The organism is Micromonospora sp. NPDC049559 (genome assembly GCF_040676675.1).
Lineage (GTDB): Bacteria > Actinomycetota > Actinomycetes > Mycobacteriales > Micromonosporaceae > JBFAPK01.
In genome coordinates this window covers 86,351-103,861 of the sequence record NZ_JBFAPK010000024.1, presented here as the reverse complement: position 1 = coordinate 103,861, position 17,511 = coordinate 86,351, and the positions used below count along the sequence as shown (strand labels likewise).

Here is a 17,511-nt window from a genome sequence, read left to right as displayed (position 1 = left end):
GAATCCCTGATCACGGCAGCCGGCACGGGCGCGACCGGGGGTCTCCGGCCTAGGCTGTCCGACATGACCGAGCGACGAGGCGGCGGCCGGAACCCCGGCGTCGACGAATCTCGCGTACTCGTGGACGGGCCGTGGACGCACCGGTTCGTCGGCGCCAACGGCAGCCGGTTCCACGTCGTCGAGGCCGGCACCGGACCCCTGGTGCTCTTCCTGCACGGCTTCCCCGAGTTCTGGTGGGCCTGGCACGAGATACTTTCCGCCGTCGCGGACGCGGGCTTCCGCGCCGTCGCCGTCGACCTGCGCGGCTACGGTGCCAGCGACAAGCCACCCCGGGGGTACGACGGCTTCACCCTCGCCGCCGACGTGGCCGGGCTGATCCGGGCGCTCGGCGAGCGGTCCGCGACCGTGGTCGGCACCGGCGTGGGCGGGATGATCGGCTGGGCCGCCGCCGCCTTCCACCCGAAGCTCGTCCGCAGGCTGGTGGTCCTGGCCGCCCCGCATCCGCTGCGGCTGCGCGCCGGGCTCTTCGTCGACCCGCGTGGCCAGTTCACCGCCGCGACGCCGACCCTCAAGTTCCAACTCCCCCGCTACGAGCACGTCCTGACCCGACACAACGCGGCCCTGGTCGGCGACATCCTGCGCCGCTCGGGCGGACCCGACTGGGTGCGCAGCGAGGCGTTCGCCGACTACGCGGCCCGCTGCCGGGAGGCGATGCGGATCCCCCAGGCCGCGTTCTGCGCGATGGAGGGGTACCGCTGGGCCTTCCGGTCCGCGCTGCGGCTGCACGGGTACCGCTTCGTCAAGCTGATGCAGACCCCGCTGGTCACCCCGACCCTGCAACTGCACGGCGCGCTGGACACCGCCTCGCTGCCGCGTACCGCCCAGGGCTCGGGCCGCTACGTGACGGCGGCGTACGAGTGGCGGCTGCTCGACCGGGTCGGCCACTTCCCGCACGTGGAGGCGACCGACCTGGTGCTCGGCGAGATTCTGCGCTGGGCCAAGTCCTAGCGTTGCACGCCCGCACCCGTACGCCGGGACCACCGCCCGGAAGGCTCCGGGAACCGGTCCCGCCCCGCTCGACCCTGACCGGGACCGGGCGGGACGGGACGTAGCACCGACGGGTCAGCCGCCCGTGGTGATCCGGTATGCGCGGACGATGGTCTGCTCGACCGTGTTCCCGCTGGTGTCAGCCGCGCTGGCCCGCAGCGAGACGAACCCGTCCCGGCCGGGGTGCGACAGCATGGCGATCCGCTGCCCGCCGGACCCGAGCAGGACGGTCCGTTGCCACGTCCGGCCGTCGTCGTACGAGACCTCCACCGAAAGGTTCCGCAGGGCCGCCGCGGCCGAGCCCGGCTGCGGCGTCACGGTTACCGGAACGGCGAACTGGCGGCCGGCCGGGGCCGCGTTCCGCTGATCGAGTTCGGGGCTGAACCGGATCATCCACACGGGGAGCGGTACTTCGTCGCCACCGGACGGGCGCGCCGACCGGAACGTCCAGGCGGCGCTGGTACGGGTGGAGAGGGTAGCTGGCGCTGCCCGCTCGGCGTCCAGTTGGAGCCGGTACGTGCCCTCGTCCGTGGGCACGTCGAAGAGCGTGACGTTGCCGCCGTCGGCCTCCCGGCCGGGTACGGGTTTGCCGTCCCGGGTAAGGGTGACCCGCTGCTGCGCCGTCTGGGAGATGCCGAACCGGCCGGCGCCGTCTCCGTACGGGCCGACGAACGACAGCAGCGTGTCGCCGGTACGGGTGACCTCCCCGAGCACCGGCCCGAACACCCCCTGGTTCCACTGCTGGACGTACTCGCGGCCCGCCTCGTACGTGACCGACGTTCCCCGGGTGCTGACAAGCCCCGCGCCCTCCATGAAGCCGCCCTGCCAGCGCACCCCACCGTCGGTGTTGTAGTGGTTCACCCGCCGGAACGGCGCGTGGAACGGAATCTGGTACCCGAGCAGCGGGCGGTAACCGCTCGGCGAGGCGGCGGTGCCGGAGGCTGCGCTGAGCACGCCGTCGGCCTGGCTGGCGTACGCGTCGCGTACCGTCGCCAGGTTGCCCGCCGTCAGTTGGCGGGCGAAGCCCGTGAGCATGCGGCCCTCGGTGATCCAGGACCCGTGGTACGTCTCCGGGCTGTCGGTGACCGTACCGTCCGGTCCGGGGCGGGCCCACTTCGCGCTGATCACCGTCGAGACCGGGCCGGCGCCCGGGTCCGGGCCGATCCGGGCGGTGTACATCCCGTCGAACGTCGTGCCGATCAGACCGGAGATGACCGTGCTGTCCGGCGCCACGCGTTCCCGCACGGTTGCCTCGGCCACCAGTTGGGTCGCGGACCGGTCCGCGAGGCTGACCGAGACCGGCGCGCCCAACCGGGCGTCCAGGTCTACCCGCCGGGGCGAGGTGAGCGTCACCGCCGGCTGCACCAGCAGGGTCATGCTCTCCGCCTCGACGGTGGTGCTTTCGACGACGTACGTGCCCCTCGGCAGCCGCAGCGTGGTGGTGCTCTCCGGGCCCCGGACGTACCACTCGCTTTCCGCGGCCTCGCCGGTTCCCCGTACCACCGTGGTGAAGTCCGTGCCCGGTTGGCCGTCCCGGCCGGTGTGGGAGAGCGTGAGGTCGTAGCTCTCCACCTCCCGGACCACCGCGAACGGGGTCCGCACCGCCGCCCTGCCCGCCGCGGTCGCGCTGAGGTAGCCGGAGAAGCTGCCGTCCTCGTCGCCGACGCGGGTGTCGGCGGTGAGGGTGACGCTGGCCTGACCACCTGCGGGCACGGTGAGCGAGTCGTCGGAGAGGGTGAACATGCCCGCCGGCGCCGGCTTGCCACCCGGCCCGGTCGTCGTCAACGCCAGGGCCAGGGCCAGGTCGCCGGTACCGGTGTTGTGGAACGTCACGGTCCGCGCCGACGGCTGGTCGTCGCCGTGCGGCCACCGCTGCTCCCCGAAGCTCACGCTCGCCGGGGTCGCGTAGCTGGACTGACCGATGGCGCGGGCGAGGTCCAGCCGGCCGGCGCCCTGGGCGAAGACATCGAGTTCGGGATTCGCCTTCGCCGACCCCAGCAGCACCGCCTTGAGCCGCTCCGGCGTCCAGTCGGGGTGTTGCTGGCGGAGCAGTGCCGCCGCACCGGCGACGTGCGGGGCGGCCATCGAGGTACCGGACATCGTCGCGTACATCTGCCCGGGCTCGCCGACCTCGCTGTCCCTGCTCCGGGCCGCGGTGATCTCCACGCCGGGCGCGGTCAGGTCCGGCTTGATCGCGGCGTCGCCGGTACGGGGCCCCCGGCTGGAGAAGTCCGCCAACTCGTCGCTCTTGCTGACCGCGCCGACCGCGAGCGCGGCGTCCGCGCTGGCCGGGGAGTCGATCGTCCCGTCGGCACCGCTGTTCCCGGCCGCGACGACGAAGAGCATGCCGCGCTCGTCGGTGAGTCGCCCCACCGCCGACTCCAGCGGATCGACCTCGGGGGTGTCGGAAACGCCCAGGCTCAGGTTGACCACCTTGGCGCCCTGGTCGGCGGCCCACTGCATGCCCGCCAGGATCGCGGACTCGGGGCAGCCGTAGACCGTGCAGACCTTGCCGTCCAACAGTTGTGCGTCCGGCGCGACACCCTTGAACCGGCCGCCCGAGGCGGTTCCGTCACCGGCGATCGTCGAGGCGACATGGGTGCCGTGCCCGACCAGGTCCCGGTCGTCCTCCTCTCCGTCGGTGAAGTTCTGATGCGCCCGGACCCGACCGGCGAGGTCCGGATGGGTCGCGTCGATCCCCGAGTCCAGTACCGCCACCGTCACGCCCGTACCGGTGTAGCCGGCCTGCCAGGCGGTGGGCGCTCCCACCAGCGGCACGCTGACGTCGAGCGTCGGCCGCCGCACGCCGTCCAGCCACAGCTTGGTCCCGCCGCCGCTGGCAAGCGCCCGCCGCATGGTCGCGTCGCCCGTCAGCTCGGCCCACATCCCGGAGAGCTGGGCGCCGCTCGCCCGCAGGGAGAACGCGCCGAGCCCCGGCAGATCGACTCCGACCTGTGCGCCACTGGCGGTGAGCGCGGCTCGTGCCGCGGACACGGTTCGGGCGGCGGCCGGCGCGTCACCGGCCGGCGTGACCAGCAGCGAAAGCCGGCCGTCCGGTTTGTCCCGAGTGGACCGCAGCAGTTCCGTGACGTCGAAGAGGCGGTCGTCCAACCGGTCGTCGCGCAGCAGCGGCGCCGCGTCGGCCGGGATGACGTGCAGGTGACCGGCGATCCGCCGGGTCACGAAGGTGACCCGGTCGCGTCCCCGGCCCGGCTCGACGCGGATCTGCTCGGCGTCGGGATCGAGCACCGTGACCCGGTCGCCGCTGATCAACGTGACCGTACGCGCCGGCGCGGTGGTGGTCGGGCGCGGTGGGCCGGTCACCCCGTGGCCGGCCGCGCTCGCCGACCCGACGGTGCCGGCGGCGAGTGGCGACAGCACCACCATCGCCGCCGCGAGTGCGCGCTTCGAAAGGCTCATCTGGCAAGTCCGATTCGTCGAAGGGTTGGCTGGCATCGGCCGCTCAGGGCAGCTGGCCGGGTTCGCCGACGATCGCGACGCGCAGCCGCGCGCTCTGTCCGTCGACGGTTCCCCGCTTGAGGCCGTTGCCGTCCCGCAGCACGACCGCCCGCCGGCCGAGGTACGCGTACGTCGCCGGATCGAAAATCAACTCGTTGCGGATCGCACCGTCGACCCCGACCGAGACGCCATGCCGTCCGGCCGCGTCCACCGCGTTGTGGCTCACGGTGATGCCCTGGACCTTGGCCAGCGCCTGGAACAGTGCGGTCAGCGACGCGGGGGGCAGGTAGTTCTCCCCGATCAGGTCGCCGGCCCTGGTGAACAGGTCGCTGTCCGGGGACCACTTGGCCGGCTCACCCCGGGTCAGGTAGGCCAGCATCGCGTCCGGGTCCGTCGGCAGATCGTCCAGGTACGCGGGCCGTGGCCGGCAGTTCGGTGCCGAACCGGGCATCGCGCAGTCGTCCAACCGCGTCTCGGACCACCCACCCGTACCGGACTCCTGCCGCTCGCGCAGCAGGCCCGGATCGACGCCCCCCGCGGACTGCCAGATCTGGCGCAGGTAACGCGTCCGGGGTCCGCGGATGGTCTCGCAGTCGGACTGGTCGGGCTTGCCGTCGCAGGTAAAGCTCTCGGGGGTGCTCTCCTCGATCGATTCTACGAACACGAACTGGTCCGGCCGTACCGTCAGCAGTTGCTGGTGTTCGGCGGCCAGCGCGGCGTTGCGCAGGAGCCGCGCCGCGTCCGACTCGGCCGGCGACGCCTCGGCGATCGCGGTCGCGCCGGGGCCCGGCCGCACGGGCAGATCCCGTTGGTCCTGGCCACGCACCCCCACGACCAGCGCGGCGGCGAGGGCCAGCGCCAACCCGGCCGGCAGGGCGAGCCGCCAGCCACTCGACAGGGGCCTGCGCGGGGCGGCCCGGTGCGAGTCGGCGGCGTCGCCCGCTATCGCGCGCAGCAGTTGGCCACGAGCGGGTAGCAGTTCGGCTCGGCTCGGCGGCGTGAGATCGGCACGCAGATCGCGCAACAGGTCCAGATCATCCATGGTCGAATCACTCCTGGAAGTTGGTGGGGTCGAGGTCCGGCAGCGCCGTACGCATCCGTTTGCGGGCGCTGTGCAGCCGCGAGCGGACCGTGCCGACCGGGATGTCGAGGGCCTGGGCCACCTCGGCGTAACTGAGCTGTTCCCAGGCGAAGAGCAGCAGCACGTCCCGCTCGCCGGGGGACAACTTGGCCAGGACGGCGGAGATCCGGCGGGTGGCCGTCGCCGCGGTGAGGCGCGCGGTCGCGCCCTGCTCGTCGTGGTCGCCGACGGGATCGACCCCGGTACGGGCCAGCGCCCGGTACTGGCGGACCTCCGTACGCCGGTGCCGTCGCAGCAGGTTCGTGGCGATGCCGTACAGCCACGGCCGGGCGTCCGGCTGCTCCGGGTCGTACCGGCCACGTTTGCGGAAGGCCACCAGGAACGTCTCGGCGGTCAGGTCCTCCGCCGTGGACCGGCCGATCCGCCGCGAAAGGTACGCGAGGACGGCCGCCGAATGCCGGTCGAAGATCTCCGCGAACTCTTCCGGGGCGGTCCGCGAGCGCTCGATGACGCCGCTGTCGCTGACGGTCTGCCCGGTCGTGCCGGCGACCGCCTCGGTCGTCACCGGCCGGTCCCGGACGACCTACGGAGGCGGAGGCGGGATGGCGTCTGGCCACGAATGCTCATGGGTTCTCTCTTCGGGTAGACGGAACACTTCCACCCGCTTTCGCCCGCAGGCGCGGAAGTAGTTCGAACTTTTCCCGAAGCGTCGCCGGTTCCGGGCGCGGCCCTGCCCGCATCTCGCGCGTACCGGCGCGGCCTTGCCTTGTCTCGCGCGTACCGCCGCGGCCTTGCGTCATCCCGCGTACCGGCAACGGCGTCGACCGGTCGACGCGTCAACGCCGGCCCACACCCCGCCCGTTGCCTTCTCGATCGCTCCGGCCGGAGGGCGGGATCAGCGGAGCCGGCTCAGGCGCGCTGCTCGCGCAGGTCGACCACCTCGTGCGCCGGGGCCCAGCCCTGGTAGACGCCGAAGTCGAACGCCTCCAGCCCGAGCGACTCCGCGACCGGCCACTTGCCGCCCGTGTACTCGACCCGCAGCCAGTTGTCGTGCGCGGCGAGCACGATGAACGGCTGGCCCCGCCAGGTGCACGTGGTCCGTACGTAGCTCAGCTCTTCGATCTCGGAGGCGGGCAGGACCCGTACCCAGCGGCCGGCGCTGATCTCGTTGAACCCCTCGCCCGGCTCGGGCTGGTAGATCCGCACCCGGTCGCCGTCCGGACTGGCCTCGTACTCCCGGCCGCGCCAGCGGGCGAGATAGCCGTCGCGCATCAGTCCCCTCCGACCCGCCGCCAGCGGTACACGTCGGTGTCGAGCCGGGCCGCCAGCCGCTCGGTACCGTCGGCACCCAACCGCCACAGCTCGGCCCCGTACGGCAGGCGCACGCTGTCCACCTTGAACTCGGCGATCACGTCGGCGCTCTCGCCCGGGGCGAACCCGTTGCCGCGGAACGGCGGACGCTCGATCACCCAGCCCTCCATCGCCCGCATGGCGGCCTCGTTCGGCCCGCCGTAGGGAATCCGGTACAGGCTCGGCCGGTGGGCCGGCCAGCGCAGCACGTAGACCTCGCTGTCGCTCGGCGAGAAGGGCGAGCCCGGGTGGCCGAGCCCCAGCGCGGCGTAGAGCTGGGCCGGGGTGTTCAGGTGCGCGACCTCACCGGCCCGGTGGACGAAGCCGGAGACCCGGTCGTAGCCCCGGTCGAGGTAGTACGAGACCTGGTCCGGTGCGAGCACCTTCTGCATCATGGTCGGACTGCTCGGGTCCTGGCGCACCGGCGCGTACGTGGAGCGCGTCGCCGACTCGTCGGGCTCGAACGACTCGCCGGAGTCGCCCGGCTCGCCCTCGTCCCCGAGCCCGACCTCGGCGGCCCAGTTCGCCAGCGCGATGATCTGCGCGCCGGGCAGCTTCGCGCCGACCGGGGTGCCGGGGTTGACCGCGAACGACCAGTTGACGTCCGGCCACTCCCGGATGAGCTGGACGAACTTCACGTCGACCGTCTCGACCGGGCTCGGCAGGTGGTCCGCCAGCCGCTCGGGCGAGGTGAAGACCACGACGTACGTCTCGCCGTCGAGCGACTCGGTCCGCCAGTCGAAGCCCTCGTCACCCGGGTGGGCGCCGGTCGCGGAGCGCGCCGAGGCGGGCAGCAGCACCCGGGCGAGCAGCAGCGTCGAAAGGAAGCTGTCGGTGCTGCCGTCGCCCGCGGCCGACAGCAGGCTCCGCTCGACGTCGTTGGCGGGTGCGAAGTCCGGCTGCGCCGGGCTCACCGGGGCCGGCGAGACCGGGGCACCCAGCGCCGCGCCGGTCGACACCGCCGGTACGACGATGGTGCTGGTCCCGGCCCAGGACGGGGGTCCCGCCTCGGCCGGTGCGCCCGGCGGCGTGATCGTGGTGATCCGGGTGGTCTCCGCGAGGCTCCGTGCGGGCGCCATCGGGGCGAGCGGCGCGGGCCCGGCGGGCGGGGAGACGCGGGCGTCCGGCGCGCTCGGAGATCCGCCGCCGGTAGCGCCGTTGCCGGGGTTGGCGCCGTTGCCGGGGTTGGCGCCGTTGGCGGGGTACCCGCCGTTGGCGGCGTTGCCGGGGTAACCGCCGTTGCCGTGCCCGGCTGGGTCCTCCGCCGGACCGCCGGGCCAGGGCTGCGCGGCCGCCGGCTGCTCGTACGCCTGGTTCGGGTCGTAGCCCGGGCGGCCCGGCACCGGCCGACGCGGCTGGAACATCGACGAGCCGCCGCCCGCGGGTGCGACAGGGCTCGGCGAGAAGCTCGCGTGCGCGGTTGGGCCCGGCGGGAATCCGGCGGGCACGGCGGGTCCCGCCGAGGAGGCCGCGGGCGCGGCGGGACTCGACGGGAAGCTGGGCGCCGGCGAGGTGAAGCCGGGCGGACCGGAGCTGAGCGGCGAGGTACCGGGGCGGCGGACCGGCAGCGGCATCGTGCCGCCCTCGGCCAGCGCACCGGAGATCGGCGGCGGCATGCCGGGGCCGGGCGTGGCCGGGCCGGCGGCGCCGGGCAGCGGCGGTACGCCGGGACGGGTGGCGCCGGGATCCGGCAGCGGCGGGGCGGCCGGGGAGCCGGCCGGCTCCCCGAAGGGCGGCGCGCCGGACTGTCCGGCCGGGCGGCGCACCGGGAGGGGCGGGCGGCCGGGCGTGCCGAGCGGCGCCCGTGGCGGGGCGGGCGGCGGGGCGAGCGGTGCGGCCGGCGGCGGGGGCGGTGCGGCCGGCGGCGGGGCGGCCGGCTGCGGGAATGCCTGCGCCGCGAAGGGCGGCGGCGCGTACGGGCCGACCGGTTGCGGCTCGGCGGGGCTCACCGGGTACGGCATCGCGGGGTTGGCGCGCGTCCGGGTGGCGTTGTCCGGTCCGGCCGAAAAGGGCTGCGGCGAGAAGGGTTGCGGCGGGGCCGGCGTGGCGACCGGCGCCCCCGCCGTCCTGGCGGCGTTCTGGGCCAGTTGCGTGACGAACCAGGCCGGCAGGTAGCCCTCGATCGGCAGCCCCGGATTGACCGCCAGCCACCAGTCGGCGTTGGGCCAGGTCACCGCGAGCTGATGGTACGCGGCACGCCGGACGGGTCCCGCGTTGCCGGCGAGACACGCCTGCATGGCCGGGCCGGACGTGAAGGCGAGGACGTGCGTGCGGCCACCGTTCGTCCAGGTGCCCCACGCCATCGGCGCCGATCCGCTCAGCGTCTCGGCGGAGACCGGAAGGAGCAACTCGGTGCGGGCGAGGATCCGGAAGTAGAGTTCCTGGTCGTTCGCGCGCAGGGCGTCCCGCATCGCGACCTCGGCCTCGGTGGCCGGCTCCCACTCGGTCACGGCCACCTCCCTTCCACCGATCAGGTCACGGGCATCGTCGTACAACCTACAAGGTAGGGGCGGGATAACAAGGGCAGGCCAGCGGTGGATGCCGCGCGCGGCGCCGCACCGATAGCATCCCTCGGCGGAACCGACCCGATTCGGAGGCGAAACAGTGGCTGGCTCCACCGCCCGTCTCGCGCTCGCGAGCGCCGTCCTCGTCGCGACGATGCTACCTGGCGCACTCGCCGCGACACCGGCGGTCGCCGCGCCCAGGTGCGATTCGCCGCTCGCCCCCGTCGAGCCGGTCACCGAGGTGCCGTGGGCACAGCAGCGGTACGGCCCGGAGCGGCTGGCCCCGCTGTCCACCGGCGCCGGGGTCACCGTGGCGGTCATCGACTCGGGCGTGGACGACGACCACCCGCAGCTGCGCGGGCGGGTACTGTCCGGCACCGACCTGCTCGACTCCGGCGGTGACGGGCGGCTCGACTGCGCCGGGCACGGTACCGCCGTGGCGAGCATCATCGCCGCGAGCGTGCGGGACGGGACCGGGTTCCACGGGCTCGCGCCGGAGGCGAAGATCCTGCCGGTACGCATCAGCGAGCAGCAGGTGATCGACGGCAAGGAGTCGGGGCGCACCGTCACCCCGAGCCAGTTCGCCCAGGCCATCCGCTGGGCGGTGGACCACGACGCGGATGTGCTCAACCTCTCCGTGGTGCTGTACGAGGACAACGCGGCGGTCCGCGACGCGATCCAGTACGCGCTCTCCAAGAACGTGGTGGTGGTCGCCGCCGCCGGCAACCTGCACTCCAACGGCGACCCGCGCCCGTACCCCGCCGCCTACGACGGGGTGCTCGGCGTGGGCGCGATCGGCGCCGACGGGCTCCGCTCGGAGTTCTCCCAGGTCGGCCCGTACGTCGACCTGGTCGCCCCGGGCGGCGGCGTGCTGACCGCCGCGCCGAAGCGGGGGCACCACAAGCAGGACGGCACCAGCTACGCGGCGCCCTTCGTCTCGGCGACGGCCGCGCTGGTGCGCGCGTACTGGCCGAACCTCTCGGCCCAGCAGGTCACCAACCGCATCCTCGCCACCACCGACCCGGCCCCGAGCGGCGGGCGCAGCGACGCGTACGGCAGCGGGGTGCTCGACCCGTACCGGGCGGTCACCGACACCGCCGCCGCGGGTCGCCCGCAGCCCGCGGCCGCGCTGCCCGACGACCGGGCCGACCCGGCCGCCGTGGCCCGCGAGGAGCGGCGGTCGGCGGCCCGCGAGCGGTCGCTCTGGCTGGCCGGGGTGGCCGGCGGCATCGCCGTGCTGGCCGTGCTGCTCGCCGTGGTGCTGCCCCGTGGCGCCCGCCGGCGCTGGCGCCCCGCCGAGCCGGCCTGAGGCGGCTCACCCCGAGGGCCTGCGGCGGCTCTCACTCAGGAAGCCCGCAAAGGAGGCCCGCACCCGAAGGGCCTGCCGGCGTGCCCCGCGAGGGGAGGCACGGCGACAGGCCCTTGGACGGGGATCGCGCCCCGGGGCTACTGGAACAGCCCGGTGTTCTTCTTCTCGGTGTGCAGGTAGTCCGCGGCGGACTCGTCGACCGCCCGCTTGATGTCCTGCAGCATGGTCTGCAGGTCCTGCGAGGCGGAGGTCCACTGCCGCTGGCGCTGGTCGTACGCCTGCTGCGCCTCACCCTCCCAGGTCTGCACCAGCGGGCGGGCGTCGTCGTCGAGCTGCGTGAGCTGCCCCTGCAGGGCGTTCAGCGCGCGCTGGATGTCCTCGCTCGCCTTCTGCAGCGAGGCGAAATTGACGACAAGGATGTCGCTCATCGGATGATCCTCCCCAGAGGGCTCAGAGCGGCAGGTTGATGCCGCGGTTGGTGGAGGCGACGCGGTTGCCCGCCTCGCTGTCGGACGCGTCGTACTGCTGGCCGGAGGTGCGGATCGCGCTCGCCGTCTCGCTCAGCGCGCGGTTCAGCTTCTGCTGGTCCTCCTGCCACTGCACCTTGACCTGCTCGAACGACCGACCACCCGCACCCTGCCAGGTCTGGCGCAGGCCCTCCAGCTCGCCCATCAGGTTGTTGAGCATGTTTTGCAGCCCCTCGTTGACCCGCTCGAACTTGTCGGCGGTCTGCGTCATCACGGCTGCTTGTGCCTGCGTCTGCTGCGACACCTCGGAACTCACCCCGATCCGTTGTTGTTCCTACCCGTCCGGGCCGACCACTCTGGACGGCCCGGTCGCGATCCGCGCCGCGGGGCGGGATCGCACAAGGTCACCAAAAACTCCGTCGCTGACGGTAGCTAACGGCGACCAGCGACGGTAGACCCGACCACCCACCTGTGGACAAGTCGGGCGCCCGTCACTCCTGGGAGGCGGGGGCGCGCGCCGCCTCCGGGTCGAGGGCCCGGCCCACCGGGATCAGCGCCACCAGGTTCGCCGGCATGCGTACCGGCTTGACCCCGCGGTAGCCCAGCCAGCCGAGCACCTCCGTGTTGCTGACCGCGTGTCGCCGACCCAGGTCGGTGACGACGGAGATGGCCCCGCCGGTGGCTCCGGGCGCCGCCGCCGCCTCGACCAGCGCGCCGCGGCCGGCCTGCACCACGATGTGGTCGGCCAGCGCCCCGCCCTGCACCGAGCGCGCGCCGGTACGGGCCACGTCGGCGACCTGCGGCACGGCCGCGCCGGTGCGCACCTCGGTGACCCCGCCGTCGTCCTTGACCTGCCCGCAGACCGCGCCGCCGTCGGCCTGTACCAGCTTCGGCGTGGTGGCGGGCGGGGCCGCCGCGTCGGTGTTCAGCAGGTCGGGCAGCTTCGGGATGCTCGCGAACCTGCCCTGGCTCAGGGTGGTCGGTTCCCGCTGGTCGGACTCGGTCAGCAGGAGGTTCGCCTGGACCTCGGTGATCCCGGCGAGCCCGTCCCGCTTGGCCACCGCGTACTGCCGGCCACCGCCCTGGCTCGCCACCACGAAGACCTCGCCGATCTTCGCGTCCGGTACCCTCACCGAGTTCTCGCCCCGGTCGGCGATCTCGATCGGCGCCAGGTCCGCCCCGACCGGCAGCGCGTTGAGCAGCGCCGGCGCCATCGGTACGGGCCGCTCGCTGGTCCAGGTCAGCGCGGAGAGTACGTTGCCCGGGTCCCGGATCAGGTGCCGGCGGTTGTGCCAGATCAGGTGCAGGCTGCCGTCCGGGTGCTTGGCGAGCACGCCGTTGTCGCCCAGCGGGGCACCGCCGGAGACCCCGGCCCCGACCAGCAGGGCCGACCGGGGCGCCTGCCTGGTGCCGTCGGGCATCAGCATCGAGCAGATCGTCCAGGGCGCGTCGGTGAGCCGGGCAGCGGCCGGCAGCGAGTCGGGCGCGTCCGCGATCCCCAGCGGGGTGCCGCGCGGCACCCCCTCGATGGACTTGCGGGAGACCAGCACCGTCTTCGGCGTCTCGGACTTCACGATCAGGAGCGCGGAGGCGTAGTTGAGCACAAGGTGCAGCTTCTCGTCGAGGTAGACGTAGCGGGCGCCCGACTCCTTCTCCACGATCACCGCGTGCGGGTCGCGCCAGCCCTTGCCGCCGCCGCCGACGATGACGCCGTACACCACCGTCGCGCCGAGGGCGATCGCCGCGATCAGCACGCTGGCCAGCGTCGCGCCCGCGGCCCGGCGGAACGGCGACTGCGCCGGGTCGGTCTCCCGCATCACCAGCGCGGCCACCACACGCTGGACCATGAACTGGTACGAATGCAGCTGGTCCTGCCGCGACGGCATCCGGCCCCCTCCCCGATCGGTCCGGCCCATACGATAGGCCCCTCGGCGAGTTACGGGGGCACGCGCTCACCGCGCCCGCTCCCGCTGCCCGAGGCGAACCAGGCAGGGGAGGCTAGCGCGGTGACGGTGAGCATGGCGGGCAACCCGGTACGCGACGGTGACGTACGTCCACAACGGACGGCACCGGCGGCACCGGCCGCGCCACCGGTCCGCCGGCCACCGCGGGGCGTACGCGCCGGGCAGATCGTGGCGGCGCAGGCGGCGCTCGCGCTGCTGCTCGCCTCCCTCGGGCACGGGCCGATCGCCGTGATCGGGGCCGTGGTCGTCGGCGCCGCCCTGGTCCTGCTCGCCTGGCTGCGGCTGCGCCGGCGTTGGCTGTACGAGTGGATCGGGATCGGGTCGCGGTACCTGTCCCGGCGGCGTGCCCTGCCGGCCGGCGCCGAGCCGTCCGCGCTGCTGGACCTGCTGCTGCCGGGCGCGGTGGTCGCCCCGGCCGACCTGGCCGGCGACGCGGCGGCCGTGATCGCCGACGGCTACGGCCTGACCGCGGTGCTCGAACTCGGCGACCCGACCGGCCTGCTCGCCGACGCCGCCCTGTCGATCCCCTCGCCCGCGAGTCTGCTGCCGGCGCCGAGCGTGGAGGCCCCGCCGATGCGGGTCCAGCTCCTGCTGAGCGGCGCCCCCGCGCCGGCGCTCAGCGCGGGCGGCGGCACCTCGGCCACCTCGTACCGGCAGCTCACCGACGGGCGGCTGCTCGGCCACGAGCGGGCGGTGCTCACCATCCGGGTGCTGCGGGCCGAGGGCTGGTCCGAGGAGGACCTGCGCCGCGCGCTCTCCAGCGCCGTGCGCAAGGTGCGCCGGCGGCTCGCCCCGCTGCCGGCCCGGCCGCTCGGCGAGAGCGCCGCGCTGCGGGTACTGACCGAGATGGCGCACCACGACGGCGCGCAACCGGCGCGGGAGTCCTGGCAGGCCGTGCAGCTCGGCGGGTTGCTGCAGACCACCTTCCGGCTGCGCCGCTGGCCCGACCTGCGGGTGGAGACGGCCCGCCGGCTGATTCCGCGCCTGCTCGCCCTGCCCGCAACGGCGACCACGGTCTCGGTGAGCGCCGGGCCGTGGCCGGCCGCCGGCACCGCCTCGGTGCCGGTGGACCTGGCGGTACGGCTGGCGGCCGGCAACGCGGCCGGGATCTCCAGCGCGGTGCAGGCGCTGCGCCGGCTGGTGAACGCGGAACGCGCCCAGGCCCGGCGGCTGGACGGCGAGCAGTTGGAGGGGTTCACCGCCACCCTGCCGCTCGGCGTGGTGGAACCGGGTCCGGCGGCGCGGTCCGCGCGGGTGTCGCTGCCGACCGCCGTGCTGGAGACGCTGGAGCTGCCGATCGGCACCGCCGGGTTGATGATCGGTGCGAACCGGCACGGCGCGCCGGTCACCGCGCGCCTGTTCCGGGCCGAGGCGACCCGGCTGATGCTGATCGGCGGGGTACGGGCCGCGCAGCTCGTCGCGTTGCGGGCGATGGCGCTGGGCGCCCGGGTCGTCGTGCAGACCGCCCGGCCGCAGGCGTGGGAGCCCTTCATCCGGGGCGTCAGCACGCCCGGCCAGGTGATCCCGATGGTGCCGCCGGGGCGGCCGATCGGCGGCCCGCCCGGCACCCCGTTGCAGCCGCTGCTGGTCGTCGTGGACACGGGACCGGTCGCCGCGGACACCCAGCCCGGACCCGGCTGGTATGCCAGCCTCGTGGTCCGGGACGAGCTGGCCACCGTCGACGTCGACGCGCTCTCCCGCGCCGACCTGGTGGTGCTCCAGCCGCTGCGCCCGGACGAGGCGGCGCTGGCCGGTACCGCGCTCGGCCTCGGGGACTCGGCGGAGTGGTTGACCCGGATCCGCGACGACATGGTGGGCGTGGTCAACCGGCGGGCGCTGCGCTGGGCCCTGCTCTCGGCGACCCCGATCGAATCCCAGCTGGTCGGCCCGCCGACCCGGTACTGACCGGACCGGCGCGGCCAGGCGACGGCGGGACACGGGTGAACCTCCTCACGAGAAAGGGATCAACCCGCCTAAAGCCCTTACGGTGAGCGCATGAGCCAGCTCCGCCGGGGATATCTGTACGGGATCGGCGCCTACCTGCTCTGGGGCTTCTTCCCGATCTACATCAAGCTGCTCCGGCCGGCCGGCGCGGTGGAGATCCTCGCGCACCGGGTCGTCTGGTCGGTCGCCTTCGTGGCGCTGGTCCTCGCCGCCATGCGCAACTGGGGCTTCCTGCGCGGCCTGCTGCGCCGCCCGAAGTCCCTCGCCGGCATCACCCTGGCCGCGGCGTTGATCGCGGTCAACTGGGGCGCGTACATCTACGGGGTCAACTCGGCCCGGGTGGTGGAGACCGCCCTCGGCTACTTCATCAACCCGCTGGTCGTCATCCTGCTCGGCGTCACCGTGCTGCGCGAGCGGCTGCGGGCGCCCCAGTGGATCGCGCTCGGCATCGGTACCGTGGCGGTGGCGGTACTGGCCGTGGACTACGGGCGGCTGCCGTACCTGGCGTTCACCCTGGCGCTGAGCTTCGGCGGGTACGGGCTGGCGAAGAAGCGGCTCGGCCTGCCGGCCGCGGAGGGGCTCTTCGTCGAGTCGGCGGTGCTGAGCCTGCCCGCGCTGGCCTACCTCGGCTGGCTCACCTGGCGCGGCGAGTCCACCTTCGGCCGGGTGTCGACCGGCCACACGCTGCTGCTCCTCGTCGCCGGGGCCGCGACCGCCATCCCGCTGCTCCTCTTCGCCGGCGCCGCCAACCGCATCCCGCTGACCGGGCTCGGCATCGTGCAGTACATCGCCCCGATCCTGCAGTTCGGCAGCGGCGTACTGATCTTCCACGAACCGATGCCGGCCGCCCGGCTCGGCGGTTTCGCGCTGGTCTGGCTGGCGCTGGTCATCTTCACGGCGGACGCGATCCGGCACGCCCGCCGGCAGGCCCGCGCCGCCCTGCTCGCCGCCACCCCGGAGCCGGCGGCGGTGGCGTGATCCCGCGCGCTCGCGCGCTTCGCGGCGCCTGAGAGGCGATCGTCCTTCGCCTGCGGGGCGCGACCGCTTCGCGGCGCGCTCCTCGGCTGCAGGACGACGCCGGCGCCGCTACGCGCACTCGCTGAGGCGTCCTGCGCGCACGACGGGCTTCGCCCGCGTGTGCTCGGGCGCGGGCGGGCCGGGTTTCTGGCTACTGCACGTCGTAGGTGAGCAGGGCGGTGCCGTCGGGGCGGACCAACGCGAGCCGGACCAGTTCGCCGGTGGTGAAGCGGGTCACGCCCGTGAAGGTCACGTCGTGGCTCGGGCCGGCGAGCCAGGAGCCGACCTGTTCGGTCGCGTCGTCCGGCCCGTACGCCACCAGCCGCACCGTGTACGACTTCGCGTACCGGCCGGACTGCTGGTACTGGCAGTGCATGGTGACCCGGGTGCCCCAGTTGGTGCTCTCCAGCCCGATCTCGGCGCTGACGGGCGCCCCGGTCTGCGCCGAGCGCATCGCGGCCATCGGCACCCCGGGATCGCGGGGCGGCGGCGACCCGCCCCAGAGCCGGTCGGCGCCGAGCCCGACGACCAGGGCCAGGCAGGCGGCGGCGAGCAGCCCGGTGGCGTACCGCAGGCGACCGCGCCGGCGCTGCCGGTGGCGCTCACGGCGGGCGGCGTCCAGCAGCGCGGGGAGCCGGGACGCGGCGGCAGCCGGCGGGGTGATCTGCTCCAGCCCGGCGGCGTCGAGCCGCCCCAGCAGGCCCGGCAGCACGGCGATCTCGGCGACCGCCTCCCGGCAGGCCGGGCAGGTGGCGAGGTGCCGTTCGTAGGCGGCGCGTTCGGCGGGTGCCAGGGCGCCGAGCACGTACGCGCCGTCGTCGTGCGCGAATTCGCAGGTCATCTGGTCACCCCCATCTCGGCCAGCACCAACCGCAGTGAACGCAGGGCGTAGTGGGTGCGGGACTTGATCGTGCCTGGCGGTACGCCCAGCCGGGCGGCGGCCTCCCCCACGGATCGGCCCTGGTAGAAGCATTCCACCAGGACCTCCCGGTGCTGCGGGCTGAGCCGGACGAGCGCCTCGGCGACGGTCCACGCCTCCACGGCCCGGTCCGCCTCGTCGACCGCGTGGGGCAGCTCGGGCAACTCGTCGGTGATCACCTCACCGACCCGGGCGCTGCGCCGCCGCCAGGCGTCGATCGCGAGGTTACGCGCGGTGGTGAAGAGCCAGGCGCGTACCGACCCGCGCCGCGGGTCGAGTGCCTCGGGGTGCCGCCAGGCCCGCAGCAGCGTCTCCTGCACCAGATCCTCGGCGCGCTGCCGGTCGCCCTGCACCAACCGCAGCGCGTGCGCGTAGAGCGCGTCGGCGTGTTCGTCGTGCAGGGCGCGAAGCAGGTCGTCCTGATCGGTGATGGCCAGCCTCCCTTCGGCA

General features: G+C 74.3%; 14 protein-coding genes. 4 read left to right on the top strand and 10 right to left on the bottom strand.

Translation table 11 applies throughout. The features are described from left to right. Positions 1-63 precede the first annotated feature (63 nt). Entirely contained in the window at positions 64-1,008 is a 945-nt protein-coding gene (locus tag AB0J86_RS24245; protein WP_363859884.1) for an alpha/beta hydrolase, read from the top strand. Positions 1,009-1,122: 114 nt separating this feature from the next. Here the strand turns inward: AB0J86_RS24245 and AB0J86_RS24240 are convergent, their stop codons facing one another. From AB0J86_RS24240 to AB0J86_RS24220, 5 genes are all read right to left on the bottom strand, one after another. Next, a complete protein-coding gene (locus AB0J86_RS24240; protein ID WP_363859883.1) occupies positions 1,123-4,467 on the bottom strand; it encodes a S8 family serine peptidase in 3,345 nt (1,114 codons plus the stop codon). 43 nt (positions 4,468-4,510) lie between these two features. After that, positions 4,511-5,548, bottom strand: a complete 1,038-nt coding sequence (locus AB0J86_RS24235) for a CU044_5270 family protein (RefSeq protein ID WP_363859882.1) — start codon at positions 5,546-5,548, stop codon at positions 4,511-4,513. Positions 5,549-5,555: 7 nt separating this feature from the next. Further along, positions 5,556-6,152 (bottom strand): RNA polymerase sigma factor, encoded by a 597-nt coding sequence (locus tag AB0J86_RS24230; protein ID WP_363859881.1) that lies wholly within the window; start codon positions 6,150-6,152, stop codon positions 5,556-5,558. A gap of 344 nt (positions 6,153-6,496) precedes the next feature. Continuing rightward, entirely contained in the window at positions 6,497-6,862 is a 366-nt protein-coding gene (locus AB0J86_RS24225) for a hypothetical protein (RefSeq protein WP_363859905.1), read from the bottom strand. Next, positions 6,859-9,387, bottom strand: a complete 2,529-nt coding sequence (locus AB0J86_RS24220; RefSeq protein ID WP_363859880.1) for an SseB family protein — start codon at positions 9,385-9,387, stop codon at positions 6,859-6,861. Before AB0J86_RS24220 ends, AB0J86_RS24225 begins: the two co-directional genes overlap by 4 nt. Before the next feature lie 154 nt (positions 9,388-9,541). Between AB0J86_RS24220 and mycP the strand changes: the two genes are divergently transcribed. Then, complete coding sequence (gene mycP, locus AB0J86_RS24215; protein WP_363859879.1) at positions 9,542-10,750, top strand: type VII secretion-associated serine protease mycosin; 1,209 nt, start codon at positions 9,542-9,544, stop codon at positions 10,748-10,750. A gap of 137 nt (positions 10,751-10,887) precedes the next feature. Here mycP and AB0J86_RS24210 read toward each other — a convergent pair whose 3' ends face one another. The 3 genes from AB0J86_RS24210 to eccB form a co-directional block, all read right to left on the bottom strand. Continuing rightward, on the bottom strand, positions 10,888-11,178 hold the full coding sequence (locus AB0J86_RS24210) for a WXG100 family type VII secretion target (protein ID WP_363859878.1): 291 nt from the start codon (positions 11,176-11,178) through the stop codon (positions 10,888-10,890). A 22-nt stretch (positions 11,179-11,200) separates the two neighbouring features. Beyond that, complete coding sequence (locus AB0J86_RS24205) at positions 11,201-11,533, bottom strand: WXG100 family type VII secretion target (protein WP_363859877.1); 333 nt, start codon at positions 11,531-11,533, stop codon at positions 11,201-11,203. Between the two features lie 175 nt (positions 11,534-11,708). After that, on the bottom strand, positions 11,709-13,103 hold the full coding sequence (gene eccB / locus AB0J86_RS24200) for a type VII secretion protein EccB (protein WP_363859876.1): 1,395 nt from the start codon (positions 13,101-13,103) through the stop codon (positions 11,709-11,711). A gap of 120 nt (positions 13,104-13,223) precedes the next feature. Here eccB and eccE point away from each other — a divergent pair, with 120 nt between their 5' ends. Continuing rightward, on the top strand, positions 13,224-15,086 hold the full coding sequence (gene eccE / locus AB0J86_RS24195; protein ID WP_363859875.1) for a type VII secretion protein EccE: 1,863 nt from the start codon (positions 13,224-13,226) through the stop codon (positions 15,084-15,086). 90 nt (positions 15,087-15,176) lie between these two features. After that, on the top strand, positions 15,177-16,103 hold the full coding sequence (gene rarD / locus AB0J86_RS24190) for an EamA family transporter RarD (protein WP_363859874.1): 927 nt from the start codon (positions 15,177-15,179) through the stop codon (positions 16,101-16,103). Between the two features lie 190 nt (positions 16,104-16,293). Here the strand turns inward: rarD and AB0J86_RS24185 are convergent, their stop codons facing one another. Together AB0J86_RS24185 and AB0J86_RS24180 are read right to left on the bottom strand one after the other, a co-directional pair. Beyond that, entirely contained in the window at positions 16,294-16,983 is a 690-nt protein-coding gene (locus AB0J86_RS24185; RefSeq protein WP_363859873.1) for a zf-HC2 domain-containing protein, read from the bottom strand. Continuing rightward, a complete protein-coding gene (locus AB0J86_RS24180; protein ID WP_363859904.1) occupies positions 16,980-17,474 on the bottom strand; it encodes a sigma-70 family RNA polymerase sigma factor in 495 nt (164 codons plus the stop codon). Before AB0J86_RS24180 ends, AB0J86_RS24185 begins: the two co-directional genes overlap by 4 nt. Between the last annotated feature and the right edge of the window lie 37 nt (positions 17,475-17,511).

What these genes read in the sequence shown, in the direction of transcription:
- AB0J86_RS24245 (WP_363859884.1), top strand. Translation starts at nt 64, where the DNA reads ATGACCGAGCGACGAGGCGGCGGCCGGAACCCCGGCGTCGACGAATCT.
- AB0J86_RS24240 (WP_363859883.1), bottom strand. Translation starts at nt 4,467, where the DNA reads ATGAGCCTTTCGAAGCGCGCACTCGCGGCGGCGATGGTGGTGCTGTCG.
- AB0J86_RS24235 (WP_363859882.1), bottom strand. Translation starts at nt 5,548, where the DNA reads ATGGATGATCTGGACCTGTTGCGCGATCTGCGTGCCGATCTCACGCCG.
- AB0J86_RS24210 (WP_363859878.1), bottom strand. Translation starts at nt 11,178, where the DNA reads ATGAGCGACATCCTTGTCGTCAATTTCGCCTCGCTGCAGAAGGCGAGC.
- eccB (WP_363859876.1), bottom strand. Translation starts at nt 13,103, where the DNA reads ATGCCGTCGCGGCAGGACCAGCTGCATTCGTACCAGTTCATGGTCCAG.
- rarD (WP_363859874.1), top strand. Translation starts at nt 15,177, where the DNA reads ATGAGCCAGCTCCGCCGGGGATATCTGTACGGGATCGGCGCCTACCTG.
- AB0J86_RS24185 (WP_363859873.1), bottom strand. Translation starts at nt 16,983, where the DNA reads ATGACCTGCGAATTCGCGCACGACGACGGCGCGTACGTGCTCGGCGCC.